Source organism: Paenibacillus sp. FSL L8-0641 (assembly GCF_038006265.1).
Taxonomy (GTDB): domain Bacteria; phylum Bacillota; class Bacilli; order Paenibacillales; family Paenibacillaceae; genus Paenibacillus; species Paenibacillus polymyxa_D.
In genome coordinates this window covers 1,614,497-1,640,083 of sequence record NZ_JBBOUW010000001.1, presented here as the reverse complement: position 1 = coordinate 1,640,083, position 25,587 = coordinate 1,614,497, and the positions used below count along the sequence as shown (strand labels likewise).

Genomic DNA, 25,587 nt, shown 5'->3' with positions numbered 1-25,587 from the left:
CACAATATGCTCACATTATATGAAATTCTTCATCAAAAGTCGAATTTCACAATTCTTATTCCTCTTCCATTGTATAAAGTTTTCTAGCTATGAGCATTTCCTTTTTCTCAACATATCCATGCGTAAATGAGATGAATCGGGCTAATCTGTAATCAAACACCTGGCAACTTAAATAACCAGCCGTCGAATATCAACTGACAGCTGGTTATTTAGTCTATGTTGCACCTCATAACGCCAAACGAGTTTGAATGCAACTTCCGAGTCCACCCCACTATGATTACCGTCAACAGCAGAATTTAAAAGGCAGAAGGTCCGATACGATGCAAATTCAAACGTAAAGTGACATTAAAGTCACTTTTCTGTACAATATTCCTACTTTTCACTATTATTTTAATTAGGCATCTAAAAACCGCTTTGAAAGCGAAAGGGATGGAACTGTGACTGGACTAAAACAAGTACTCAGAAACAAGAATTATGTCAGGTTTTTTCTGGCAACCTTCGCCTCACAAATGGGAGGAATTATCGGGGTTACTGCATTCATGTTTTATTTGTTGAAACGGTTTACAAATCAGCCATACTATGCAACGCTTGCCGAGTTAATGTATTCGCTTCCGATGCTGGTAGTATTTCTCGTGGTTGGAGTGCTGGCAGATCGGATGGACAGACAAAAAATTGCTGTTAATTGTGACTGGATCAGCGCTTTTTTATCCTTATGTTTGCTTATTTTTATTTGGGTCGATTCGATTCCTTTGATATTTGCCCTCCTGTTCATCCGTAGTGCTGCCTCTAAATTTTTCTTCCCGGCCGAAAGTGCCATTATACAGGGAATATTAAGCGAAGATGATTACACCATTGCCGCAGGCCTCAATCAAATGATGGGGAGTCTTTTCATGCTATTCGGAGGAACTCTCGGGGCCGTCGTTTACTGGCACTTTGGAATTACTGGAGCCATCCTAATTGATGCTGTTTCTTTTATTGTGTCTGCACTGCTTATTCGTTCCTGCAAAATTCCAAAGGAAGTACGCCTTCCGAACGGGGCACATCAATTCAAACAATTAAAATTCAAACTTGTCATGATCGATTTTAAACAAGGGTTTCTTTACATATTACGCAACAGACTATTGCTTTGGTTGGTTTCAGGCTTTTTTATGTTCGGTATTTTAAATGGTGGTTTTAGCGTTTTACCGATGTTTATTCTTAAATACAAGCTAGCTCCAGGCAATTACGAGCAGTATATGGTATGGACGGGTATTATTTTTGGGGCTGGTGTGTTGCTTGGTACCCTAATCGCTTCTCTCATCTCTGCCAAGCTAAAACTACACCAAATGATTGCAGCGGGAGTTCTGGTAGCCGGAATGGGTATGTGCACACTTGGATTTGTTAACCACATCTATGCTTTCCTGATTATCAACTTTGTCATCGCACTGATACTTCCGTTCATTAACATTGGTATAGGAGGATGGCTTCCTCGTATTGTAGATCCTCAAATGATGGGACGTGTGCAAGGTTTGATTAATCCGTTAATGATGCTGTCCCAGTCTCTTACATTAGGTTTCATTGCTATAAGCTTTCCTTCATTTATTTCAATTGAAGTCTTGTTTTTATTAGTTGGGATCTGTACCGTTATTGTAGGAATATACTACACTATTGTGCTTCCCCGTTATGCTGATTACAGTACTTCTTCCAAGACCCTTCAGGAATCTTTATAGGCAAATTAAAAAAGTCATACAGCAGACCATTCCGCCAGCGATTGCGATTGTTGAGTTGCCACTTCTGCCTCCGAATCCAGTTCAGAGGTGGCTTCATACATTCGTTGCATACGACTAGCTCGTCAAAACCCAGTAGAGACAAAGACTAATAGGGTATGTAATATTCAAAAAAAAACGCCCGGCAGACGCATTAGCTGCATCAGCAGGACATTTTGATTGAAATCGGAGTAGCGGGATTCGAACCCACGACCTCACCCACCCCAAGGGTGCGCGCTACCTAGCTGCGCTATACCCCGATAACCCAGTGTATGTAGATCGATGCTGTTATTTACTATTATATTCTGGTCATAAAATCCTGTAAAGGGATTATTTTCACGTTAAGAGGTCAAAAACAGAGATCATAGGAGCTAACCATGCAAAGCAAAAAATTACTTATCCCCATTGCATTACTTCTTTTAATACAGTTAAGCGTTCCTATCTGCTATACCTTTGCACAGGATAACCTTGTCATAGATCATGAAACGAAAGAGAGATTCAAAGAACAGTATGGCTTGGAAGAACCTCAGTCACCTATATTAGAGCAGCAGCAAAACATTTTATTCGGAGGTGATTGGGGCTTTAGTCCTTCTGCCGATGCTGTGATGCTGGAATTGACCATATGGATTCGGAATCCGCTCATTTTCATCAGTCAACAACTGATATATTCGGTGAAATCATAAGCTTTATTTCGACAAGTTCCATGATATAAAGCATAAGAATCATTTATTTCGTAGCAAATTGTCTGCCACCTAAGGTCACTTCATCCTTCTTATTGAAAAGGTTTAATTCAATGGGGCCCCTACCATGTAGCCACAGCAGTTCATCGAATAAAAATGTCAGTCCATCCTTGGCGCGCAAGCGCTCGATGATCTCCGTGACAACTTGCATAAGCTCCCCTTGTACACCCGCTGCCAGTTGCAGACCTCCGCTCTCTCCATCCAGATAAAGATGCATATGATATGATTGCTCCACCTTCTTCACATGTCGCACGCACAGTATGCCATTTTCGAGGTAAAAAAAGTATTGATGGTCATAAAGAACCCCTTCGTATATCTCATACATATGAGGTGAATCATACGGTCCCTGAACCATCGATACCCGTTCCAATCCCATTACCCATTCTGTCATACATCCTCGCTCCATTCCTTTGTCCAAAGTTTCTTATTTGCCAATATGCTCTCTTTTACAGGTAGTTTTTCAAACTAGGCTGTTGAACGATAATTAATTGCTAATTGTAAAACGTTTTGATACGATAAGCATATTACTATGACGTTCACAAATAACATCTCAATAAACCAAATGCACATTACAGTGTTATTTTTGTTGTTTCTAGAATACATTGAATAGTGTTTATTGTTAATACTTTGATGGGTTTTTTTAACACTATAGAGTGCATTTATCTGGAGGAAAATATGATAAAGATTCATCTTTCCCGTATTATGGGCGAAAAACGAATAAATATTGCCGAGCTTTCTCGCATGACTGGATTACATAGAAACGGAATCACCAAACTTTACAACGAAGAAACAGACGGTGTGAAATTTGATACGCTAGATAAAATTTGTAAAGCTCTAGACTGCCATGTTCAAGATGTTATCGAGTATGTAGAGGATGATACAAATTAGTAAAATGGACTTCTCTTGTTATGGGAAACTGTTTCAATTAGGTTTAGAACCGGCGTACTCCCTAGTGAACTGATCGAATACTTGCCAGAGAGAGCCGTTAACATTCTTACGGCTCTCTGTTCTTTGTGTAATATTCAAAATACTTTTTTACCGATCTTCCACTCAATTAAATTTGAACAATGTAATCCCTTTCTATCAGGCCACTTTAAATATATTTCTCCCACATATTATAAATGTCGAATAAAGCATTGGGTCATTTATATTTTCTCATTTCACCCTTTTTTCCTGTATAAACTTGTACAATCCATACAGTTTCAACTCCTCTTAAACCCATAGAAAAGAAAAACCACATAGAATCAATCCATGTGATTGGAGTGCAAACTCACTATTAAAGAAACATCTTGGACCGAATAAAAAATCGGAACATGTTTTTGCTCTCAATTTAATTTGATTATTTCCTATTACCTTGAAGATTCTTTACAGTTCCAGTAATGGCCTGATAGTGATTAATAATTGAGTTATTTTGAGGATTAGAAGCAAAACTGTTAGAGATTTTATAAGGTCTTCTATTAAAACTACTAATTCCACCTATATTTTTAATAGAAGGGCCATAATTTTGATCGTAGTACCACTCACCATCTAACGTATGGATAAAAAATTCTCCTAAGAAATAGCTTGATAACAGAACGTTTTCCTCCGTCGGTTCTGAACTTAGCAAAGCTTCGATGGTTTTTAGCGACTTTTCATCTTTAAAGTTCAGATTATTTACCTCGACAAATTTCTGTAGCTTCTCAAACCATCCTTTATCTAAAAAGTTAGCAGGAGGAAGCGTATCTTTAGGCACATTCTCTTCAAACCATTTTAGAGCAAACCGATCAATAATCTTTTCTAGAGTGATAAATATATCTCGTAATGACTCTTCATCCTCATAATAATGGAATTTCTCCATCTTTGATCCATCAATGAAAAAAAACTATTAACTGATTCAGACTCAGTCATAAAAGTAATGCGTATTGCATTCTCTGTCCAATAACTTTTATCGATTTGGATTGTTTCCTTAAATCCATTGACTACTCTTGTAAAAAACCAAGTATTGTTTAAATGCTCATAAGTAAAGTTCAAAGCAGCTAATTTGTTCCCTATGGTTTTTCTGATAATATTTGATATTTTCACAAAATATTCTCCTTACAAGATAATTGGAACATGCATCCGTGGAACAGGAAAAAATCCTCCTACTCTCAATTTAACGAGCAAATGATCATCTTAGAGCATGTTGTCTCCTAATTATATATTTTCAGAATGAGGAGCTAAAAAGAAACCTCATAGAGATTTATACTCCATATGGTCAAAATAACTATACAATTAATTTTTAATCGTTCAAGAGTTCCTGATTTATTCTTTTCATTTCTTTAAGGCACAAATCAATTCTGTCTAAATCTATGACTGTTTTATCAACGCCAGCTACAAAAAACAACTTTAGCCAGAAAGCATCCTCCTGAGCGTAATTTTCAATAGCTTGTTCAATAGTTTCTTCTGTTAATGACTTCACAATAATATCTGGTGGCGATGCAGGAATAAAATTAATATTCTCTTTGGTCATATAACTAATTAGATTTTTTGGGGTACATACAGCAACAGAGATATTAGTCCCATCTTCAAGTTCAATAAATACATCTATATTATCATCCTCAATATCTGCTATCTGAGATAGCGAAGTTGGATATACAATTTTTTCCACTTTCATTTGGGCCTCCTCATTTACAATAAACATTATATATGATATCAATAACTGTTTGTTCGTTAGCCATATTAGCCTTAGCCAAAATGTTCATTTGGCCATTATTCATTCTAAAAAACACTCTTGCTCCTTTTTCCCCCTTAGGTAATTAATATCTCTTGTTAGATTTCTCGTTCCATTTCCCGTATTAAAATTTCTTTTAAGGAATTTGCCACAAGTTCATCTGCTTCTAAATGTTCTTTCCCTTCGTTTTTACTCATTTCAGAGTATTCTTTCATTTCAAACGGTGGTTGCATTAATTTATATCCATTTCAAAATCCCCTTCTTACTTTGCTATCTTATTCGAAAAAAAATTCACGGTAACACCACCTGATACTAAGATCGTTAAAAGATCCGTAAAATATTGCTGTGGTGAAAATCCATAACATCTCTCTTCTTGATCCCATTCTTCCTCGAATCTTTCCAAGAAATAATGTGCGTTTTTCCAATGGATCGTGAACGGTCCTACTGTTCCAAAACCTCCACAGAGACAGTCCGATATACTGTCCAAGCTAAATCCATAGTACCCTCCGGGTCCATTAATCGCTTCACCAAGTGCTATGAAAAATGTTGTAAAATCAGATATGTATTCGCCGTCCAAGGTGTAGACTTCTCCTCGTTTATCCAGTCTAGCAAAATGATTAGATGCAGAATGTATTCTAGTCACGTTTAGCCACCCGGACCGTTCTTCTTTAGAAAAGCCTTGCCATATATTATTTTCAAGCGACTGAGCACCCTTTAAAAACTCCCATAATCTTAATTCCACAGGGGAGGGCTTCGTTTCAAGTATACCTGTTAACTCCAGATTGAAGTTTCCTTTATTGTAGTTTAGTTTATGGATTATGTAGGATTCAGGTAGGTGATAATGATAGCTTCCAATCACTTTTTCTTCATCATTTAAAATAGCAATGTACAAGTTGTGTACAGATTGTTTTGTCTTTATTATGTTTCCTATGAAATCCTCATTAAAGACAAATTGTTCAAAAATAACCTTTTCATACGTTTCGACAATGATATCACCCGTTAAGCCAACCACATCTCTACAATAACCAACCGTGAGCCCACTTTCATCGTCAATGACAGCAAATCTATATTTCATATCATATCTCCTCACAATAATTATAAGGAATGTAGCATTTAAGGAATCATTTTTAGCTTCTTAGATAGAATAATCAATTATTTTGAAGCCGATAAGGATTGAGATCCTCTACACTTTTTATTTTTTTTTAGATCTTCTGCAGGTATTGCAAAATAAATTTTCCCCTTTTCGGACTTAAATGTTAACGAAGCCTCATACTTCTTTTCAACAATCCACTGCTTTATTTCCAACATCTCTTGCAGATAGTGAGTGGCCGAAAAGTTACCTTTAATACAAATTGAAGCTTCTGAGGAGAGTTTTTGACTAACCATAGAATAGCTTGGAACCTCGTCATGGTAGGTTAAAGCATCCTGCCCCATACTAGATACATTTACGATGACTTCTGCATCTGATCCTGTAACTTGCTTTGTTTTTTGTGTTACAGCTTCTTTTAGCTCATCTCTCCACACAGAAGAGGCATAGTCATCCATCATTTGCCCATAATAGTCTTCTTCCACCAAAAAAGAAATCCCTAATCCAGAGATCACATTAGCTATAAATTTATCATTCTTAAGGTCATAATCTACTGAATCAATTTTCCAGTTCATAGTGTATGTTTTATGTAGGTAGTCAGTAACGTTGCTCCCAAATTTGACTCTTTCAATTGGACTTCCTGTTGTAATGGATACAACTATATATGCAATGACAATGATGATCACGAATAAAACAGCCTTTTTTACCACTCCAACCAAACCTCTCTAATAAAAGAATCATGTAAAAAGCTCTAAAGATTCCAGCAAGCTTTTCACCCACATCCTCTATAATCTTTACCGCTTCCTTTAAATCTCCACTTTCTATGACTTCTTCTAAACGCATTCTGTTCATAGTTTACCAGCCCACTTTATTACAATATATAGCAACTATGCAGTCTTAAATGTAATTCAATAATTTACATATGATAACAATCTGATGTCTCTTTTGTATATAGCGAACATTGTCGAAACCCTAAAGAGATATCCACTCATTGATTTAGAATAAACAAAATGTTATATTGTCTATAAAATAATCATCATTTAATCGAGGTGTTTGCTAAAATGGATCATTCCGAACTATTCTGGAATGCTGGTATCGAAGAACTGAAGCGTGGATATATTCGCCAAGGAGAGCAGGTCATTTGCTTGCTGGACGGACAGCGATTTGAGCAAGGCATCATATATCAGGATCAAGGGGTATTTTATGACGCGGAGAGGTACATGCGACTTCATATTGAGCGGACGTACGGTTCGGTCTTTGACTATTTGATCGGTCTGGACAAAAAGCTGACTGGACTGACGGATCATCAGAATCGGTTGCTTCAGTTATTTTATCAAGGCATGGGCGATGCGGACATTCAAAAGGAAACCGGAATCGGTAGCGCATCCACCATACGCAATCATCGCTTTGGTCTCAAAGAAAAAGAACGACAGGCCAAAGTATTTCTCACATTAATGGAGCTACTAAAGGAGAAAGATCGTCACGCTCCCGCCATTGTAGAAGTACCCATAGGAGCACGGATGGTGGACGAACGCTATAACATTACGGAAGACGAAAGACAAAAGGTACTCACGAAGTATTTTCCGAATGGTACAGACGGACGCCTTAAGACCTTTAAAATGCAAGAAAAGCATAAGCTGATTGTGCTGCGTGAAATTGCGAGCCGTTTTGTGAAGGGACAAATATATCATGAGAAGGATATCAATGCGATTTTACAGGAAGTGTATGACGATTATGTCACGGTGCGAAGATATATGATTGAATACAGTCTGTTGGATCGCAAACCGGATGGCAGTGAATATTGGTTGAAGGAATCTTGAAGCTAGGCGCTTATGAAATCAGCATTTTGCATAATTCGATTCCCAACGCTCGTAGGTACAATATATAGACGAACTAAAGCGTTTCGATCTATACATTGCTGATTTGAAAAGGCTCTTGGGATTTATGCAAAATGCTCAAATAGGAGGATTCGACAATGAATCGAAGAAAAGAATTGGTGCAGCAGTACATGGAGATGAAGACAGAGGCAGGAATCTATTGCATTCGCAATACACGTAATGGGAAAATTTTCGTCTCTTCCACGCCGAATTTAAAGTCGCTGAATGGACGGCGTTTTGAGCTGAACATGGGTGGATTTAAGAATAAACAACTGCAACAGGAATGGAATGAGTATGGCGAAGATTCGTTTGAATTTGAAGTGCTTGACGTTTTGAAGAAAAAGGAATCCGCGTACTTTGATGTCAAAGATGCACTAGCAAAGCTGGAGCAGACCTGGCTTGATCGACTCCAACCTTTCGGGGACAAAGGGTATTTGTAAATTACCGATCCACGGGATGCTCTTCCCGAAGGTATCCAAATATAACAGCGTCGACAAATTGACCTTTTTCATAAAAATAGTCTCTCAGGTGACCCTCTTTAGTAAAACCACTCTTGAGTAGCAGCCGTCTAGAGCCTTCGTTATCTGGATCAATGAAGGCTTCTATACGGTGAACCTGCGGCAAATGAAAGCCATAATTCACGACCACCTTCATCGCCTCTGTCATCAAACCTTGCAACCAATATTCCGGTGCCAGCTCATAGCCGATTTCAATACGGGAGTGCTCCTTCTGCCAGTTATGAAATCCAATTGTACCCACGATCCGCTCAGGAGCTTCTTTTAATGTAATCCCCCAACGAAAGCCCTCTTGCTTCTCATATCTGGTTAGCATCGAACGAATAAATTTTTCGGCTTGCTCTACCTCTGTAAAGCTTTCCAAGTCATAATATTGTGTGACCTCATCCTTGGAGAAATAACCGAATACATCCTCCGCATCCCCTACTGTAAGCTGTCTTAAACGAAGCCGATCAGTTTCTAAAATAGGAAACGTTTCCATTGACATTATCCATCTCCTCCTTCACATCGAAGAACCTTATCTTATCAGCCACCAGCCAATCCCAACTATCACTCCATTGATGAAGAATAATGCAATACATGCTCTCCACTTGCTGATTCCACTTGTTTGAAAAAAACCTGTTACTTTACTACGACACATGAACAACGTAAACAACAAATTCCAGATAATACGCATACCATATTTTACGTAGTATAAAGCAGGGTTTAACTGTACACCGCCCAACGTTGGAGGGACATCTGGAATAAACAGAATTGCACACGTATAACGCATGGTCTCATATGTAAAATAAAATACTGCCAGCCACCAAGCCCACTTCTTACCAAATAACATGCCGATACCGGCAGTCGTCCCTGCCAAACCAAGTAACGCGATAAATCCTTGAAACATGCCCCTACAAATGCCTACTAACGTAGAAGCCTCATTTAATGCATTAAGCGTCAATAGCTGGGTCACCAACAGAAGTGCTCCATTAAAGATCAATAAAATGGCTGAAATGCTTACACCTAAAGGTCGTTCGAAAACCACGTTGGTTACATAATCTTCTACTTCTTTTTTCGTATACAGATCTGACACTTCTTCTACTCTCCTAACCCAATTATATACATCCATTTTCGGGTGGGTATAATAACAGTATGTTCTCGCCTCATTCCCATATATCGGCTTTTAGGAAATATGGTTTAATCTTCCCTAAAATTCAGTTATCCGTAGGCTAATCATTATTATTCAGTGCAGCCATGCTGCTAATGATCATCCTCTATGGTGTCAAATTAGCGTCATGAGAATTTCTATCATCAACTGAATCCCAAATAGAGTAATATCTATCCTTATAATACCATTCCAAGAAGGAATCTGACAAATGAATGGACTACTACTAGCGCTTATGAATGTATACGCGTTATTTTCGTGGCCCTGTAACCTTCAGATGACTGGATATACTCTACCTGATAACCCATTCGGGCATCCAAAAGCCCTTCCATAAATGGAAGGCACGGACTGTAAATAAAACTCCCTCCTGGCCGAATGGCTCTAAGCAATTCCATATTTTTGCGAGCGTACTCATGAATATTACCATCTGCCTTCAGATGATGATGTATAAAATGATTGGAGAATGCCATATGTGAAACGATCGTTCCCCATGTGCGTTCCCCAAAGGTGGTCTCTAACCAATCTCCTTGAGTGACCCAACCTTCTGTTTCAGCCAACCGATCTGTTCCGTAAGCCTCAATTCCACAGGCACGTAAATAAGTAACCAACCGTGCCTCAGATCCGCAACCAACATCTAGAACAGGCTCTTGCAAACGAGCAATGTCCAATCCTAGCAGATTGGCTTGCAACTCCGGCGTATATTCCTCACAAGGTATCCAAAAGGTATACTCACACTCTGCATACTTAGCAAACATTTCACGTCCGTTGGTACGAGTTAAAAAATCTCTCAAATGCCCGTAATGCTGCTGAAGCAGTAAGTCCAAGGTTGCTCTATCTATAAATTTCTTCTGGAACAGGTTCTCAATCCGGGTGAAAAGTCGATCATACAGCTCCGTAAGCTCCCTCACATGAGCTGTGTGAAAATGTAGATATTGATTGGTATTTACAAACTGGGACAGTATTTTAGCCGCTACATCCGTCACAAAAGCGTTATACATATGCTGGCGCTTCAAGCCTTGAAGCATGAGGATCAGTTCTGAGCTTCTCTGCGTCAGCCAGTACGTCATTTCCGTTGAAGGTCCTAACAGAACAGAACCCTCACGCATATAAAATAAACTCCGATGCTGATTGTACAGGAGTTGACCGTTAATAAGTTTATGAAGTTGAGCGACTGTCATTCTCGCTTCCTCCTTAAGATCCAGAACATTAAAGCCCTACCCAAGCCTAAACAATGTTATCTTTGGGTAGGGCCAGCTTATTTTCTAAGTATACCATGGCTATGGAAATAATGTTTTATTGCGAATCTTCCACCTGTACATAAGAGGATAAAGGAATATTCAGCTCACGTATTCCCTGAGCTACCAGCCGAGCTATTTGCTCCGCACCATATTCCTGAAAATGAGTATCATCCTTCACTCCATCAGGAAATGCAGGATACACCCCTGGCTCCACATGCAAAAATAACGGGAGTGTTCCTTCCAGTCCAAGTGTATCATAGTACGCTACGCTCAAGCGGCTAAGATCGACCAGTGCAACATTTGTCTCCGATGCTGTTTCCTTCATGGCCTGCACATATTCCGGGAAACTAATCCGAAACGAGGCACTTGCCGCATCATAATCCCGGCGGCCAACAGGAGTAATTAGCACAGGTGTTGCACCGCGTTGGATGGCTCCTTGAATGTAGGTTTTTAAGTAAACTTTGTAATCCGCGGGTGAAACATAACGCTCTTGGTTGTTGATCGCGGCATCATTATGCCCAAACTGAATGAGCAGATAATCTCCTGGACGGATATTGCGTAAAATATCATCTAACCGCCCTTGTACCAGAAAGGTTTTCGTGCTTCGTCCACCAATAGAACGGTTCACAAAAATAGGCTCATCTGTGAAGAACGGAGCAATCATTTGCCCCCAGCCCGCCTGAGGCTTCATCGCGGATTTATAGGTTTGAACCGTAGAATCTCCCGCAAGGTATACCGAAGGATGTTCTCCAGCCGTTCGAGCATCCTTTGGGGTAATAACCAAAGCGTTAATCTTCGCTTCATTACCTGAGAAATACAATTCGAGCTGGCCGTCGATGAGTGCAAGCTCAAATCCAGCCTCCACAAATTGTCCTGCTGTTTTGGCAGTAGGTTCTACCTTGACGATGGACTCGGCTTTAACCGTAATGTCTGTGTTTCCGGCAGTATCTCCGGCAATCAGGGAAAGCGTGTAATCCGCAGGTGGTAAATTGACAACAAAGGATGATCCTTGAACACGAACAAAATCTGAGCGTATAGCATCACTTCCACCACGATCTTCTTCATTCACTTTGGAAAGATCGGTAAATCCATAGCCTCGCTCAGGCGTGTAAACATCATTGGCAGTGACTTGGGTGTAGCCGTCAGCTACCTTGCCGGGGCCAAAATCAAAACGAAGAGGTGCCACAAGCTGTTTTTCGGCTAATGCCTGCCCTGGGATAAGTATGGTTGCAAACAACAAGCTGAACCCTGCGCATAATCCAATCATCTTACCGAACAACCTGTGACGCTTTCCCTTTTGTTTCAAGCGCAACCCTCGCTTTTCAGATTATTTGAGTGGTTTGTCATCGTCTATACGTGTATTGATCCCCGCCAGCTTTTGACAGCCTTGGTCTAGCGCCCAGGATACCACAATGCCAACCGTGTACCTGATCAGATCCGCGGTCAGGAACCCTTTCCCAAGCACCAAGCCGCCCAGTGTCGTTGCCCGAATGTGGTTAATCCAGGGAGCCTGGTACATCTGGCTGAACTCAATGGCGAAGCAAAACAGCAAGCTGCCCCACAGGGCTACGGACAATTGACGATTCACCCCCAACATTCTCAGCCCAAAATAAATCATGCACGCCCACAAGGCATCCCCAAAGTGATTAGCAACGAATTCAGGCAACTGGGAGGAGAAAACTCGGCTTCCCAAACCCAACAAGATCGTGACCAGCACAGCAACTAGGTACGCAGCACGGGTCTTCCAGCGGAATTTCGCCTTTATTTCCCGATTGGCCTTCCTGCTGACGCTCTTACGAACGCTCCTCATGCTAAATCACCTGTCCTAATGCTGGGACATCTTCGCCAAGCTGCTGGAAATTCGTAAAGCATCCTCTTTTGGTTAGCGCTTGCAAGATTGCTGAACCTTTTGCTGATGACATATTGTATGCACACCAACTTGTCTGTATTTTTCATAAAATAATTAATCATAATGAGCCTCCGTAATATCGTACAAACCATCAGCAACTTCCAAACTGTTCATGTGAGGATACTAAAATTCAATACCACGCACCTTGGCAAAAACCATTTCGTGTGCCATGCTTCCCTCTTCATCATACTCGACGTTTCTTAAAATCCCCTCCAGTGTAAAACCTGCACGTTCCGCTACCTTGGCGCTGCGTGTGTTTCTGGAATCACAACGAATCTCCACCCGATTGGCATTCAAATGCTGTATGGCAAAATTCGTAATACCGTGCACGGCCTCTGTGATAATGCCTTTTCCGGTCCATGATGTTCTGAGCCAATACCCAATTTCAAATCTTCGTGCATCCCAATCAATACGATGCAGACCGCTGCTGGCTACAAATTCTCCCGAAACCGTATCAAATATATACAACATCATATCAGACCGATCCAGAAATTTAAGTCTGGCTTGGCGCGAACGGATTTCAGATTCCTCTGCCGTAGGAAGATTTCTTGCAAACGGAAGCCAAGGCCGCAGTTCATTCGCACTCTCTCGCATCGCCTCATTGACTGCCGCCCCATCCCCCCACTGCGGGGCGCGTATGGTCAATCGTTCCGTTTGGAATTGATCAGGGAACGATAAGAGAATCGGATTCGGTTGCTGCTCCATACTCATGATGCACCCTCCTCCTTATTCGTTGAATAACTGCGACGATCCAGCCAACCTGTGATTTCACGCAAACTCCCAATCTGATAGTCCGGTACAATGCCCGTTTCCTGCCACGTCATAAAGCCTTCCAGCCAGATGGTATGCAATCCTGCACTTTGTGCACCACGAATATCATTTGTCGGGTGATCGCCTACATAACAGGCATGGTCGGGATCGACAATGTCCAGCTCATTCAGAGCCAACTCGAAAATTCGAGGATGAGGCTTCTGGATGTTGACGCCACCCGATACGATAATAGAATCCACATAATCCCTCAGCATAACTCGGTCGATTTTCGCTTGCTGCGTGCGGAGTGAGCCGTTGGTAATAATACCGAGCTTCAAGCCACGCGACCGCAGTTCGGACAATACTTCCTTGGCCCCGTCCATCAACACCGTAAACTTATGAAATTCACTATACCAAAAGCCCAGCATCTCTTGTACTGACGTATCGGGATTTTTCAGTTCCAAGTCTGTATGCAGCTCGGTATATAGTTCCCTCTTATCCCGGTATCCGTCCCGATCCGCCAATCGTATCTGTTCAACGACAGCCGCGCGGATCGCCGGTTCTTCTGCCACTATAAATCGTTCTATAAAGCGCTCTGTATATGCGGCAAACGCCTGTTTACGATGAATAAGAGTATTATCCAGATCAAAAATGATTGCTTCTATGGACATAAATAGCTCCCTTCCTTCATCCTCTTACACCGATTAGGCTGAAACAAACTGAATAATTCCTATTAGAAGTAAAAGAAAAAAAATAGACAAGAAAATAATGATCATGTACTTCAAGATTCTCTTGGAGGTCGACTTTTGTTCTAGTTTGGTCTCGATCTGGGTCAACCTTTCTTTGATTTCTTCCAAATCCTGCTCCACCTTCACATCATGCTCCCCTTCCTTCGTTTCGACTTATTCATCTTCCTGACACTCACTCACACAAGTTGCTCCAAAAACGCACTTTTTTTACGGCATTAAAATCAATTTGTTCATAAGGCTTCTCCCCAAATTCCAGCTTGAAATACTCCTGCAAACATTCCCCATACACGATAATATCCGTTTGATATACGGAAAATACCGGATTTCCTTCTTCAGATGGCTGCTCTGGGATATATCGATGTCCATTGATTGGGATTAGCTTGGGCACACGTAAAAACTCACGTTTACATATATCAACAGCTTCCGCCGAATCTGTCGGTTTTTCGCCCCATTCGGGAGGCCAGAATACATGCTGCTCTACATCAAAAATCATACCTTCCAGCGGCCAATTCAACCTTTGCCGGATTACACCCATCCGCTGTGGTGACGTATCTCTCCAAGGGATAAAGCTTTTACCGATGGGAAGAACACTCATCAGAAGCTCCCTCAAATCGGGCGGGAAGTGAATATCATACCTGCCTTCGACGTCGGTAATCTCCTGCGTGGATAAGCCTGGAGCTAGGGTCACATCGTGTTTACGTAATAAATCTATGATATAAGCGATATCCATCTCTTATCGACTCCTCAGCAACTACCTAGTTGACCGGATTGGTCAAGAGGCCTACCAGGCTTGTAACTTCAACTTCACCAACACGGCGCGGACCTTCCATGAAATATCCCCTTGTTCCTACCTGTATCCGATGTCGGTGTACCTTTTTCCTCATTTCTCCAAACAAAATCCACATTCTCGCTTGCCCTTCCCGCTGAACAGGACGACCAACATCCATAATCAGTTGACCATCTCCATCTTCAAACTCAGGATGTATGGCATAAATTCCCGTATTCCCGATGTCGTCACCCTCATAGGCAAAATCACAGCGATAACCCTGAATAGGCAGCTGTTTCCTGCCTCCTTCTTCCGGTGTGTAAAATCGATATTTTATTATAAAATCGTGCGGATGCTGTCTGCTATTTTCATAGGGGTTCCACATTTCATATCATCCCCTTAGGTCTTTTCCAAAAATATGTACTTCATTCTAGTGTAATCTAACAGGAAAAGAAATCCAAGACCTATCCGCAATGCGTTGCTGAATAAGCTTGGATTATATGAGATTCATTTATTAGAATGTATGACTTCTATGCTTGCTGTCCGTTCACCTGAATATCTGCGGCTACTTGCTGCCCTAACCAAGCCCGCATGCGATTCCATGAAAAAACCTGCTCCGTATGAAATACACCGAATGGAAGTTCTGAACGGTACAGGGCGAGCGCTGCAAAGACGGCTGCCTTAGCGGTTAAATCAGACTGATGGTGACCCCTTAGCCGACATTCGACCTTCGTCTCCTTGCCATTGAGAGTTCCTCGAGCATCTACCTTGACCGCTACAGCATTCCCACCTATATGTACCTTGCTAAAGCTGCGAACCACTGCATCACGCACGGTTTGCTGTCGGAGTAGACCTGAAACTCCTATCGTCCGAAGCCCTGCTAGAAGCCGAGTGGTCAAGCGCGAATCGAAGCAAAGGCGTGTGCTAACCGTAGGAACTTTGAGCGTACGAGGAAGTGTCTGCTGATCTGAAAAAGGAAATCGATACGCCCGATGACGACCCACTCCTGCACCAAAATCTGCCACTATTCCGCCAGTAAAGCTTTTTCGAGTCACAAAACGTCCCTGTTCTATAACCTCCAAATCGGCATGAATCTGATCTACTGTCCACTCAATAGCAGCCTGACCGTGTCGATCTCCCAAACCCAGCATCAAAGATATATTCAACTCATCCGTCTGATCCATGAGCTGTGTCGCTTGCAGTGCCAACAGATTGGTCAGTCCCGGAGCTAATCCTACACTTAACAGGGCTGTGGCCTGATGAGCTCGGGCCTCCTGATGACACTGCTCCACCTGACTCAAAAAGTCCGCATTCGCGGTAATATCCATGTAATGCACCCCATGTCGAAGGCAGGCACGTACCAAGGCCGTATTGTCCTGATCCAAACACATGATTACCAATTTGGCTTGCTCTAATATCGACGGGTCCATCGGCTCATGAATATTAAGCTGCAAGGGCCGTATCTTACCATTCGATCGTTGGCTAAATTCAGTGGCCCGTTCCAGACTACGACCTGCGGCAAATACCTTGCCGGGAAACATTTCACTTAACTCTGTACATACAATTTTTCCAACATGGCCATACCCGCCAATGATGATGATGTTATCCTTTGTCATAAGCTGTCCCTCCCTCTTTAACTGCAAACCATGCATTTACTAAAAAGCACCATAATACCGGGTGATGTGGGTAAAGCCTGCATCTATCAACAGTTCCTGTATTGCCGCATTGGACACTGGGTTTGACTCACGACCGATGGAAGCAGCGAATCGTTCCCAATCCTCCAGTGAAATGCCCTGGCTCAGCATATGACCTTTCCACGCCTGCATTTAGATGGAAAAAGAAGGCTCCTGTGAATTCCCATTAATAGAAGCTAAACAAAAAGGCGCACCCGGCTTGAGTCGAGTAGATATCTGGCGTAGCAACGCCTGTTTACTTTCCAAGCTTTGAAGAAAATGAAGCACCAGCAGGCAGGTTGCAGCGTCATAGACCGGTTCTCTGCATGATTCTTCGCTGTGCTTTTCGCGCTGTTCTTCAGGCTGTTCTCCAGACAACTCTTCCAACGTACCTGCAACAAACGATATTTTTGAACTGATGCCCGCATGTGTTACACGCTTACGTGCCAAATCCAGCATGTGCTCAGAGGGATCAACTGCCGTAAAGGACCATGCATCATGGCGCCCTCCGAGCGTAATCAATTCCTGACCGCCTCCAGCTCCGACAATTAGCACATTTGGATCTATATTTCGAATATGAGTTTGTGCTTCAAGCTGTGCGGCTATCAAACCGTCTGTCATCTCGTACAAATGAGCATATCCAGGTATTTTTAAAGCAATCGTATCCGCGTACTTATGCACATTCGGATGATTCCAGCTCATAGGCTGGTTTGAGTCCGTATTTTCAATATGGGGTTGTTTCATATGGGCTTTCCTCCAAACATTTAGTCTTGATCTTCCCAGACCATTCGTTTATTGTAGATTTAATTAAGAATCATTCTCAATTATAAAGACAATACAAATATCCCCCATCCCATAAATGCGGGATTTAATAATCGCGCTTGAGAATCTCCAGCTTTCACGATAGGAGTAAATGATGAACGCACACTACACACAATTTGCACAGCTTAAGGACGTCCGACAGCAAATCATTGATCTAGGAAAAAAAGACCCCTCATCCCTAACGTACAAGCACACCCTAATCGACCGCTTGCGTACTCAGGTTACTTTCGATGCGGCGTGCTGTACCTCGGTAGATCCGCGTACGCTGCTTTCCACAGGGGCATTTACAGAGTCGGGTGTGGAGGACATTCATAACAAACTGCTAGAATACGAATACCTGCACGACGATATGATGAAATATGATCAGTTGGTGCGAGAAGGACAGTCTGTAGCGACGCTACATGGGTTTACACATGGCCAACCGGATCGGAGCACACGATATAGAGATGTTTTGCAACCCGCCGGATTCGGAGATGAGCTACGTGTTCCGTTTATGTACAAAGGGAGCTGTTGGGGATTTCTTACGTTGTTCCGTCATCATGGAAAACCTGTATTCAGCGAGGAAGAGCAACAACTGCTTGAAGCGTTAGCGCCGTCCATAGCCTATCATCTGCGTCAGGCCAGTGTCGGTTTATCTCCATCCCCTGCCATGATCACGGAAAATGGACTTGAGCCAGGAGTTCTCATGCTTTCCGATAAGCTAAAACCGATTTCGTCCAATTTAGTAGCAGAGCAGTGGCTACAGTTGCTTCGGCAGCAGGAGGGAATCCATGAAGACGGTCTTCCGGCTCCCGTCCGGGTGGTATGCTTGCGAGCGCTATCCACTGCCACTGCACCAGCACGACTATGTATCCCTTCCACAGACGCAGGAGCCCCATGGGTAACCATCAGAGCCACCCTTCTGCAAGGCGGACAGAAGCATACGGGACAGAAGCAGCTAGCCGTATGGTTTGAGGCTGCTAAAGCAACTGACATGCTACCGCTTATGGCTGAGGTGTACTCATGGTCCGAACGAGAGAGACAAATTGTCCAACTCATTGTTCAGGGCTTTTCGACCAAGGAGCTGGCCAGCGCACTTCATATTACTGCCTACACGGTGCAGGATCACCTGAAAGCGATTTTCTTGAAAACAGATGTAAGCAGCCGTCGTGAGCTAGTATGGAAGGTATATTCCAGATTCAATTAACCTATGTAAAAAAGACAGATGACCCGATTAGGGATCATCTGTCTTTGCATCACTGCTCTATTGGAATGCCAGAGCCTTATTTCTTCGAAGAGGAGTTCGTATCATCGTATGACACTGGTGAGGGCTTCGCAATCCATTCATCAGCCTCAGGCTCGATATCCACGCCATTTTCCAGCTTCGTTTTCTCCATCAAGGAATCTCCGTCCTCGTCCTTCTTGTTGCGGATTTTCGCTTCGTCTTGAGTGTGGTCGCTCATGTTGATTCCTCCTTTTTTAATTTCATCTGATGGTTGTACCTTACTCATAATTACCCATTGCCGTCCTGTACAAACCTCTACACGACCAGATGCCCTTTTTTCTCCGCGGGTTCAATGGTCGCCTCAATGCCAGCATTAAACTCCAGAAAGTCACTTTCTACTCCATCACTGAAAATAACTCCGTTTTCCGGCATCTGCGATGCAATCCGTAACGGTTTTTCGGCTGCTACCTGACCAAACACGAGATCCGCAGCAGTCGTTCGACTGGGGAATGGTTCTCTCACCGTAAAATAAAGCGATGGCGAACTCCAGGTTGCACGATGATCATGACTCATTCCGTCTGCTGTCCCTTCCTGACTGAAGGCTGCACCGGGCATCAGTTGGCTTGGAGTCAGCGAGATTGGATGCCGTGTAGCACTGCCGACAATTCCGGCCGCTCCAGCCAGCACACTGGTCAGCCAGCCCGTCGCTCCCAATCCGGTTGAAACGATAATCCCGCTGGAGGATTGCTGCTCTACCTGATTCTCCAGCCTTAGCTCATATCTCGCGGAGACATGAGTTTTGCGTCCAATGAACAAATCATTTACAGCATACAAGGATTGGCCATCATTTAATTGGGCCTTAGCCAGCGTAACTTCCTTAATTGGCCGTCTGTGCACGAATACATCCGGCACTACCCAGCGCAGGTCGGATACGGTAAACGGCAGCAATACCCCGTCCCAGCGCAATGGATCTGGATTCACACCGATAAGCGGCTGCTCGGTCAAATATTTTAAGGTGTTGGCTACCAGCCCATCCTGACCCAGCACCACCACTGTATCCTGCTCACCAAAAATAAAGTTCGGCACATGCTCCCGCTCCACAATCTGAACACGACCCAAGGCCGTTAACTCCGACGTTGCCGTTGCCACCGCCCTGCGGTAATTTTCGTCCTCCAGCACATAATCACTGAAATCCGCACCCAGCCGTTCCATAAAGAAGCGAGCCTGCTGCACCGTATTGTATCGGACAATCAGTTCCTCCAGTCGCGTTTTACGCTTCACCAAAATGATCTTCTGCTCTGTCATTCGGCCGCTCATCGTGTTCTTCCTCCAGACCCTCTCGATCCTGCTGATCCGCTTGCTCCCGTATCTGACATGAGACCTTGCAGCAGATCCGGCGTAATATTTAGCTGACCGATTTTTCCTGCATTTTCTGCAAGCTCCTGGAATGCAATCGCAATTAGTTTATCCGGGCTCATATCCATGTTAGCCATAGCTTGAAGTACGTTCGGTTCAACATCCTGCAACGATTTCATGACGGCTGTCAGCTCATAGGCCTTGGCATCGGCTTCTGCCTTTTTATTCGTGACGGTCAGCTCAATCAGCTCGCGTTTTTTCTCCTCCAAGGCCGTGTCAAATCGTAGCTGCTCCTCTTTCATCTCGCTTTGCTTTTGCTTCACAGAACGCTCGGCATCGAGTTGAGTTTCGCGGATTTGTTTCTTTTTCGTCTCCACTGCAATCTCAGTGTTCAGCTCGTTTTCCTTCACACGCCGCTCTTGCTCAATAGATGCATTACGACGCTCATACAAAGCATGATCCGCGTTGCGAAGAATCTCTTCCCTCGCTTGAGCCTCCAGCGCTCTCATCGTCTCCTTATTAGGTAGAATCGCCAAAATCGACAGCCCCATAACCTCAATGCCGAGCTTTTCCATTTCCGTATGCTGAGCAATATCCTTTGTCATGTTTTGGGCCAGACGTTCACTGGACTGAACAGCTTCTTTGAGCGGGACACGCTCCAAATATTTTTTGGTAAGCACCTTGGCAATGTTAATCACCCGTTGGGCCAGCTTGCTTGGATCATCGGAAATGTACCGTCGTTCCTTCAAGTCATACGTATAGTTTAAAATCTGCGTCGTTCTCCGATAATCCACAATTCGATAAGTCAGTTGCCCCTGCACCGTCACCGCCTGAAAATCATTCGTCATATCCTCAAACATGAACGGTACATCAATGGAAGAGACAGGCACGACGACGACCGAGGTGGTCGGGGCGTAATAATAAAAAGATAATCCAACACCCTCCCGAACCACCTTCCCGTTTTTCACCTTCATCACATATTCACTGGGCTGAAATTTAACAAAATTAAATCCAAACATAGCCGCTTCCTCGCTTTCTTTATAGTTTATATTATTTTGTTATTATCATTTTGTTATTAACAATAAAATAACACACATTTTCAATAATATCAATATGACATTTATATAAAAAAAGGCCGCTTTCTCTCCGATATGCTCGGTTAGAGAAAACAGCCTTATTAAATCACCCTATTTATCATCCACATTCCATTCTCTATAAAATTGCTCCAAGTACATCTCCATCCATTGATGCCGAACCACCGCCAGTTCTTGAGCATAAGCGGTATTCATAAGATCTTTGAGTTTTAGCAGCTTTTCGTAAAAATGGTATATGGCACTTTTACCTGCGGCACGATACTCATGCTGTGAAAAGTCTTTATCCGGGTGATGCATCATACTGCCTTTTGAGCCTGCATACATAAAGGTTCTTGCAATCCCAATCGCTCCAAGGGCATCCAACCGATCCGCATCCTGCACCACTTGACCTTCCAGCGTCTCCATAGGCGGGTTTTGTCCCCCATTGTAGGACATCGTAGCTATAATAGTCATTACGTGCGCGATTATATCCAGATCACTTACATGCAGAAGCAGCCACTGCTCTACTTTATCCAACCCGGCTTGTTTGGAATCATTTAATTTTTCATCCGCTACATCATGCAGCAGTGCTGCCAGTTCACAAATAAACGAATCTGCGCCCTCTTTGGCAGCAATTTTAAGAGACAGCTTTCTCACCCGGTCTATATGCCACCAATCGTGACCACTATGATCATGCTCCAACTGCTGCTGTACAAAGGGCTCCGCCTTTTGTATAATATCTGCCAAAATCGCTTCCTGTTGCTCCGTTCGTCTCTTCATATGTCACCTTTCAATCCCGTCCATACTTTCTATGGTAGGTTCGTTTAATTTTTTAATGCTTGTCCTTTTGCTTACTCCGAATCATTCTTCATTTTATTCTATAGGGTGTATGCTATCCAACTTTTAGAACGAGAAGTCAGTAACCTGACAAAAAAAGAACCTCCAAAACCACATCAATCGTAGTCGCGGAAGTTCTTTTACATTTCCCCTACCCTATCTCTAATCCTATATAACTTAATTCCGTATCTTACTCTACTCCACGACACCAAGCTCGCGGTTCTTCTCCTTAAAGCGGCTGTTATGAGAAGAAACATATGCCGCTTTGTCAGCTGCCGGATCAATATACAGCTTCGCGCTGTTCAGTGCAAGGGCGGCATCTGTGAACGCACCGGCAATCAGATACAGCTTACTTCCGTACTCGACAAAATCGCCTGCCGCGAAAATCCCCGGCAGATTCGTTTCCAGCTTTTCGCTCACTCGGGCATGCCACTCACCCATATCCAGCCCCCAATCCCGAAGCGGGCCGAAATCGGATTTTAGTCCATGATTTACGATGACTGCATCGACATTCAGCACCTGTATTTCGTCCGTATCTACATGACTGATCGTCACCTGTTCAATCGTCTCTCCATTGTTGCTATGTAGCTGACTCACCGCGTATGGTGTGAGAACACGGACCGAAGATGATTTCATACGCGCTACATTTTTCTCATGTCCGCCAAAGTGATCCCGACGATGTACGACGGTCACACTCGCCGCAATTGGCTCCAGCTCATTCGCCCAATCCACTGCTGAGTCGCCCCCACCGGAAATCACGACGTGCTTGCCCCGAAATGGCTCTAGCTCTTGTACAGTATAATGCAGGTTCGTAACCTCATAGCGGTCCGCCCCCTCAATCTCCAGCTTAGCCATTTTGAGAATACCATAGCCTACTGCCAGAACGATCGTGCGTGTCCAATGCTGTTCCCCTGTGGCAGAAGTTAGCAGGAACGTGCCATCCTCTTGCCGATCCAAATCAGTGATCTGCTGTCCCAACACAATGGTAGGCTCGAACGTCCGCGCCTGCTGCTCCAGCTGATCAATCAGCTTTTCACATAAAACCGGGGTAACCCCCCCGACATCCCATATCATCTTTTCTGGGTATATGCGCATCCGTCCGCCCAGCTCATGCTTGGCTTCGATCAGCTTAGTCTTCATATCTCTCATTCCACTGTAAAATGCGGTATACATACCGGCAGGACCACCGCCGATGATCGTTACATCATATAATTCCAAGGATACTGTCACTCTGCAACTCTCCCTATCATAGCGTAATATGTCTGCTCCTATTATAAGTGATAATAATTATCAATATCAATTAAGAAATAAAAACATGACCATTACAGAGTTTTTCGTGACCTTAGAACTATATTTTATAGGTTTATATAGCTACTCATGCATGGAAGCATCCATATATTCATTTCCTCCTTCGTCCTATCAAGTGAATGTTTCAAAAAAATCACTTCCATCGATCATCCAATACTGTTCAGGTGAAGGTACCTCGTTCAAAAAGTCTTGATATTCCCCTTTCCACCCCGCTGGGACATAGTGTTCAAACGAAGCTGGCTCAGGAAATAGCGAATAGAGAACTTTCTCGTCAAAGTTACATACAGAGCAGGAAAGAACTCCAACACTTCATCCTGATGCTGAATAGCCTCATCCAGCAACTGGAGCATTGAAGTTAGTTCCCCTGTAGCCACCTTATATTCACAGATGTGATCCAAAAATGCTCCCGCTGTGGTTTCATCCAAAATAGGGATACCAAACCGTTCCTCCATCTCGGTATTCAAAAACCAATACTCTCTTTCCGTCACATACCAATTCCATTTTCCTTCAAAAATAACACCAACAATGATGTTTTGTGCATATTCAGGCCATAATTTCATGAGCTTCTCGCATCCCCCTCTTTCTCACTCACAGTTCGATCCAAAACCGGTTTACACGGTTTCCGTCTTCCTCTATGTAATCCTTGTCCGGCGTTCCGCCGTTTTGTATGATTGTTTTTTTGGAGGCAATATTATCGGAGTCGCATACGACCAGGGCTCGGGAAATCCCCAGTTCTTTTGCTTTTTCTAACGCCAAGGCCAGCATTGTAACAGCGTACCTATTCCCTCGTGCAGAAGGACGGATACCGTAACCGATATGACCTCCGGCATTCATTAGGTGTTCGTTAAGGTCATGCCTGATATTCACTGCTCCCACAACCTGTTCATTCCATTTTCCTGATTACTTAAAACCGTCAGCATACCTTCAAAATCGTACGGCTCTATAGAGATCACCCAAGGTACCATATGCTCCTGACTCTTTTTCCATTCCTCATAAAATGAAAGATAAGCTTCCTTCCAGTCCTGATCCGGCTGTACCAATTTGACGGTCTGCATCCCACTCACTACCTCCTCTTTAAACGTTCAGTTCATCTGCTATTGCTTATAACCTCAATATCCATGAATTTTTGCGCCCAATCTGAAAAAGAGAGCTTATCATCCCAAGTGACTTGCTTCATCGCTTTGGCACATCCCCAGTTCAGAACCTGCTGATGCAGCATATGCACCCGGAAACGCTCAGTAAATCCTTCTTTGGCTTCCGTCCCTTGTGCGTAAGCAGTAAGAAAACCTTTTGCCAACTCTTCTTCGCCGTTCTCCAGACACATGGTGGTTATTTTCGTAAGATCTGCAACCCCATCCCCAAAATAGGCTGTCGTAAAATCAAAAAGACCACTGACTTTCCAGCCCTTATCCCCATTCTGCATAAGAAAATTTTGCGGTTTAAAATCCCCCATCACAAAAGTGGCAGCTTCCAGCTGATCGAATGCTTGACGGGAGCCTTCCAATATTTCCCCTACCCATTCCATATCCTGTACAGAAATGTTCGAGTATTTTTTGGCATCCTCTAGCCAATATCGAATTCGTCCATACAACCATACTCGATAAGAGACTTCAAAAGGACGAATGGCTAAGTTGTTGTATCCAGCTCTCCACTATTCTTAACCTTCCAGCTATGAAGCTCCAACAGAATAGTTAGCAAGCATTTCAGCCATTTGCTGTTTATCCAGCGAGGTCAGCTTTGCTTGCAACTCAGGTGTATGTATATGCTGACCGTATAGACGGGGCATAACTGCATAGCTCCAGCCAAAAATGTCCTCCGTATGATTCACAAGATACGGTGTTGGCACGGGAATTGGAGTCCGTGTCTGTATTTGCTCCACCATAAACTTTTCTTCTATCCATTGCCCTGGAAAAAGCGGGTTCCCCTTCAGCACAAACTGCCCAGCCGTTGAGGAAACATAGAGGGTTTGCCCTAGGACACCTTCTGCCGTTTTTTCGTAAGACAGCAAACGTCCCAAATCAAAACGATTCAGCATCCTTTGCATTTGGTCATTTGTTACCTCGCCTAGCCGATTAGACGAAAAATAAATGGTCGTCGTCATC

At 43.2% G+C, this 25,587-nt stretch carries 27 protein-coding genes, 1 tRNA gene and 4 pseudogenes; 6 read left to right on the top strand and 26 right to left on the bottom strand.

What is annotated here, in order from left to right; genetic code table 11:
* Positions 1 to 437: 437 nt before the first annotated feature.
* The gene (locus tag MKY16_RS07370; RefSeq protein WP_340884810.1) at positions 438 to 1,709 is read left to right on the top strand and encodes an MFS transporter; all 1,272 of its coding nucleotides are present in this window, start codon (positions 438 to 440) and stop codon (positions 1,707 to 1,709) included.
* A gap of 222 nt (positions 1,710 to 1,931) precedes the next feature.
* Here the strand turns inward: MKY16_RS07370 and MKY16_RS07365 are convergent.
* Positions 1,932 to 2,005, bottom strand: a tRNA-Pro gene (locus tag MKY16_RS07365).
* A gap of 117 nt (positions 2,006 to 2,122) precedes the next feature.
* On the opposite strand from MKY16_RS07365, the gene MKY16_RS07360 reads away from it, so the two are divergent.
* Positions 2,123 to 2,428, top strand: coding sequence for a hypothetical protein (locus MKY16_RS07360; RefSeq protein WP_318626831.1), 306 nt, complete (start codon positions 2,123 to 2,125; stop codon positions 2,426 to 2,428).
* A gap of 43 nt (positions 2,429 to 2,471) precedes the next feature.
* Here MKY16_RS07360 and MKY16_RS07355 read toward each other — a convergent pair whose 3' ends face one another.
* Positions 2,472 to 2,876, bottom strand: coding sequence for a hypothetical protein (locus MKY16_RS07355; protein ID WP_340954873.1), 405 nt, complete (start codon positions 2,874 to 2,876; stop codon positions 2,472 to 2,474).
* Positions 2,877 to 3,160: 284 nt separating this feature from the next.
* On the opposite strand from MKY16_RS07355, the gene MKY16_RS07350 reads away from it, so the two are divergent.
* Positions 3,161 to 3,373 carry a helix-turn-helix domain-containing protein gene (locus MKY16_RS07350; RefSeq protein WP_016820594.1) on the top strand — a complete coding sequence of 71 codons (213 nt, stop codon included), beginning with the start codon at positions 3,161 to 3,163 and terminating at the stop codon, positions 3,371 to 3,373.
* Positions 3,374 to 3,824: 451 nt separating this feature from the next.
* On the opposite strand, the gene MKY16_RS07345 is transcribed toward MKY16_RS07350, so the two are convergent.
* The 5 genes from MKY16_RS07345 to MKY16_RS07325 form a co-directional block, all read right to left on the bottom strand.
* The gene (locus MKY16_RS07345; RefSeq protein WP_340954871.1) at positions 3,825 to 4,322 is read right to left on the bottom strand and encodes a hypothetical protein; all 498 of its coding nucleotides are present in this window, start codon (positions 4,320 to 4,322) and stop codon (positions 3,825 to 3,827) included.
* Between the two features lie 420 nt (positions 4,323 to 4,742).
* Positions 4,743 to 5,117 (bottom strand): hypothetical protein, encoded by a 375-nt coding sequence (locus MKY16_RS07340; protein WP_340954869.1) that lies wholly within the window; start codon positions 5,115 to 5,117, stop codon positions 4,743 to 4,745.
* Positions 5,118 to 5,272: 155 nt separating this feature from the next.
* The gene (locus MKY16_RS07335; RefSeq protein ID WP_280921450.1) at positions 5,273 to 5,407 is read right to left on the bottom strand and encodes a hypothetical protein; all 135 of its coding nucleotides are present in this window, start codon (positions 5,405 to 5,407) and stop codon (positions 5,273 to 5,275) included.
* Between the two features lie 29 nt (positions 5,408 to 5,436).
* Positions 5,437 to 6,249: a barstar family protein gene (locus MKY16_RS07330; protein WP_340954866.1), complete on the bottom strand. Its 813-nt coding sequence runs from the start codon at positions 6,247 to 6,249 to the stop codon at positions 5,437 to 5,439.
* Between the two features lie 77 nt (positions 6,250 to 6,326).
* Positions 6,327 to 6,971 (bottom strand): hypothetical protein, encoded by a 645-nt coding sequence (locus MKY16_RS07325; protein ID WP_340954865.1) that lies wholly within the window; start codon positions 6,969 to 6,971, stop codon positions 6,327 to 6,329.
* 351 nt (positions 6,972 to 7,322) lie between these two features.
* On the opposite strand from MKY16_RS07325, the gene MKY16_RS07320 reads away from it, so the two are divergent.
* Positions 7,323 to 8,081, top strand: a complete 759-nt coding sequence (locus tag MKY16_RS07320; RefSeq protein WP_029516451.1) for a DUF2087 domain-containing protein — start codon at positions 7,323 to 7,325, stop codon at positions 8,079 to 8,081.
* Between the two features lie 155 nt (positions 8,082 to 8,236).
* Positions 8,237 to 8,578 (top strand): GIY-YIG nuclease family protein, encoded by a 342-nt coding sequence (locus tag MKY16_RS07315; protein ID WP_340954863.1) that lies wholly within the window; start codon positions 8,237 to 8,239, stop codon positions 8,576 to 8,578.
* A gap of 1 nt (position 8,579) precedes the next feature.
* Here MKY16_RS07315 and MKY16_RS07310 read toward each other — a convergent pair whose 3' ends face one another.
* The 11 genes and pseudogenes from MKY16_RS07310 to MKY16_RS07260 form a co-directional block, all read right to left on the bottom strand.
* Entirely contained in the window at positions 8,580 to 9,140 is a 561-nt protein-coding gene (locus MKY16_RS07310) for a GNAT family N-acetyltransferase (protein WP_340954861.1), read from the bottom strand.
* A gap of 30 nt (positions 9,141 to 9,170) precedes the next feature.
* Positions 9,171 to 9,728: a hypothetical protein gene (locus tag MKY16_RS07305; protein WP_340954859.1), complete on the bottom strand. Its 558-nt coding sequence runs from the start codon at positions 9,726 to 9,728 to the stop codon at positions 9,171 to 9,173.
* A 305-nt stretch (positions 9,729 to 10,033) separates the two neighbouring features.
* Positions 10,034 to 10,978, bottom strand: coding sequence for a class I SAM-dependent methyltransferase (locus tag MKY16_RS07300; protein ID WP_340954856.1), 945 nt, complete (start codon positions 10,976 to 10,978; stop codon positions 10,034 to 10,036).
* A 115-nt stretch (positions 10,979 to 11,093) separates the two neighbouring features.
* A complete protein-coding gene (locus tag MKY16_RS07295) occupies positions 11,094 to 12,305 on the bottom strand; it encodes a rhamnogalacturonan acetylesterase (protein ID WP_029516446.1) in 1,212 nt (403 codons plus the stop codon).
* 60 nt (positions 12,306 to 12,365) lie between these two features.
* Complete coding sequence (locus tag MKY16_RS07290) at positions 12,366 to 12,848, bottom strand: ribosomal maturation YjgA family protein (protein ID WP_340954854.1); 483 nt, start codon at positions 12,846 to 12,848, stop codon at positions 12,366 to 12,368.
* A gap of 222 nt (positions 12,849 to 13,070) precedes the next feature.
* A complete protein-coding gene (locus MKY16_RS07285; RefSeq protein ID WP_029516444.1) occupies positions 13,071 to 13,658 on the bottom strand; it encodes a GNAT family N-acetyltransferase in 588 nt (195 codons plus the stop codon).
* On the bottom strand, positions 13,655 to 14,368 hold the full coding sequence (locus tag MKY16_RS07280) for an HAD family hydrolase (RefSeq protein ID WP_029516443.1): 714 nt from the start codon (positions 14,366 to 14,368) through the stop codon (positions 13,655 to 13,657). The genes MKY16_RS07285 and MKY16_RS07280 overlap by 4 nt, the downstream gene beginning before the upstream one ends.
* 250 nt (positions 14,369 to 14,618) lie before the next feature.
* Positions 14,619 to 15,176 carry a hypothetical protein gene (locus tag MKY16_RS07275; RefSeq protein ID WP_039269707.1) on the bottom strand — a complete coding sequence of 186 codons (558 nt, stop codon included), beginning with the start codon at positions 15,174 to 15,176 and terminating at the stop codon, positions 14,619 to 14,621.
* A gap of 25 nt (positions 15,177 to 15,201) precedes the next feature.
* Positions 15,202 to 15,597 (bottom strand): hypothetical protein, encoded by a 396-nt coding sequence (locus tag MKY16_RS07270; protein ID WP_029516441.1) that lies wholly within the window; start codon positions 15,595 to 15,597, stop codon positions 15,202 to 15,204.
* Positions 15,598 to 15,742: 145 nt separating this feature from the next.
* Entirely contained in the window at positions 15,743 to 16,828 is a 1,086-nt protein-coding gene (locus MKY16_RS07265) for a saccharopine dehydrogenase family protein (protein ID WP_340954851.1), read from the bottom strand.
* Positions 16,815 to 17,629: pseudogene (locus MKY16_RS07260) on the bottom strand (class I SAM-dependent methyltransferase). Before MKY16_RS07260 ends, MKY16_RS07265 begins: the two are co-directional and overlap by 14 nt.
* Positions 17,630 to 17,801: 172 nt before the next feature.
* On the opposite strand from MKY16_RS07260, the gene MKY16_RS07255 reads away from it, so the two are divergent.
* On the top strand, positions 17,802 to 18,893 hold the full coding sequence (locus tag MKY16_RS07255; RefSeq protein ID WP_340954849.1) for a LuxR C-terminal-related transcriptional regulator: 1,092 nt from the start codon (positions 17,802 to 17,804) through the stop codon (positions 18,891 to 18,893).
* 76 nt (positions 18,894 to 18,969) lie between these two features.
* On the opposite strand, the gene MKY16_RS07250 is transcribed toward MKY16_RS07255, so the two are convergent.
* The 8 genes and pseudogenes from MKY16_RS07250 to MKY16_RS07215 form a co-directional block, all read right to left on the bottom strand.
* A complete protein-coding gene (locus MKY16_RS07250; protein WP_013309345.1) occupies positions 18,970 to 19,149 on the bottom strand; it encodes a hypothetical protein in 180 nt (59 codons plus the stop codon).
* A 77-nt stretch (positions 19,150 to 19,226) separates the two neighbouring features.
* Positions 19,227 to 20,228 (bottom strand): sugar kinase, encoded by a 1,002-nt coding sequence (locus tag MKY16_RS07245; protein WP_340954846.1) that lies wholly within the window; start codon positions 20,226 to 20,228, stop codon positions 19,227 to 19,229.
* Positions 20,225 to 21,286: an SPFH domain-containing protein gene (locus MKY16_RS07240; protein WP_340954842.1), complete on the bottom strand. Its 1,062-nt coding sequence runs from the start codon at positions 21,284 to 21,286 to the stop codon at positions 20,225 to 20,227. The genes MKY16_RS07245 and MKY16_RS07240 overlap by 4 nt, the downstream gene beginning before the upstream one ends.
* 168 nt (positions 21,287 to 21,454) lie before the next feature.
* A complete protein-coding gene (locus MKY16_RS07235) occupies positions 21,455 to 22,120 on the bottom strand; it encodes an HD domain-containing protein (RefSeq protein ID WP_340954839.1) in 666 nt (221 codons plus the stop codon).
* A gap of 252 nt (positions 22,121 to 22,372) precedes the next feature.
* Positions 22,373 to 23,407 carry an NAD(P)/FAD-dependent oxidoreductase gene (locus tag MKY16_RS07230; RefSeq protein WP_340954837.1) on the bottom strand — a complete coding sequence of 345 codons (1,035 nt, stop codon included), beginning with the start codon at positions 23,405 to 23,407 and terminating at the stop codon, positions 22,373 to 22,375.
* 189 nt (positions 23,408 to 23,596) lie between these two features.
* Positions 23,597 to 24,045 (bottom strand): annotated as a pseudogene (locus MKY16_RS07225) (hypothetical protein).
* A gap of 28 nt (positions 24,046 to 24,073) precedes the next feature.
* A pseudogene (locus MKY16_RS07220) lies at positions 24,074 to 24,540 on the bottom strand (GNAT family N-acetyltransferase).
* A gap of 32 nt (positions 24,541 to 24,572) precedes the next feature.
* Positions 24,573 to 25,586: pseudogene (locus MKY16_RS07215) on the bottom strand (aminoglycoside phosphotransferase family protein).
* Between the last annotated feature and the right edge of the window lies 1 nt (position 25,587).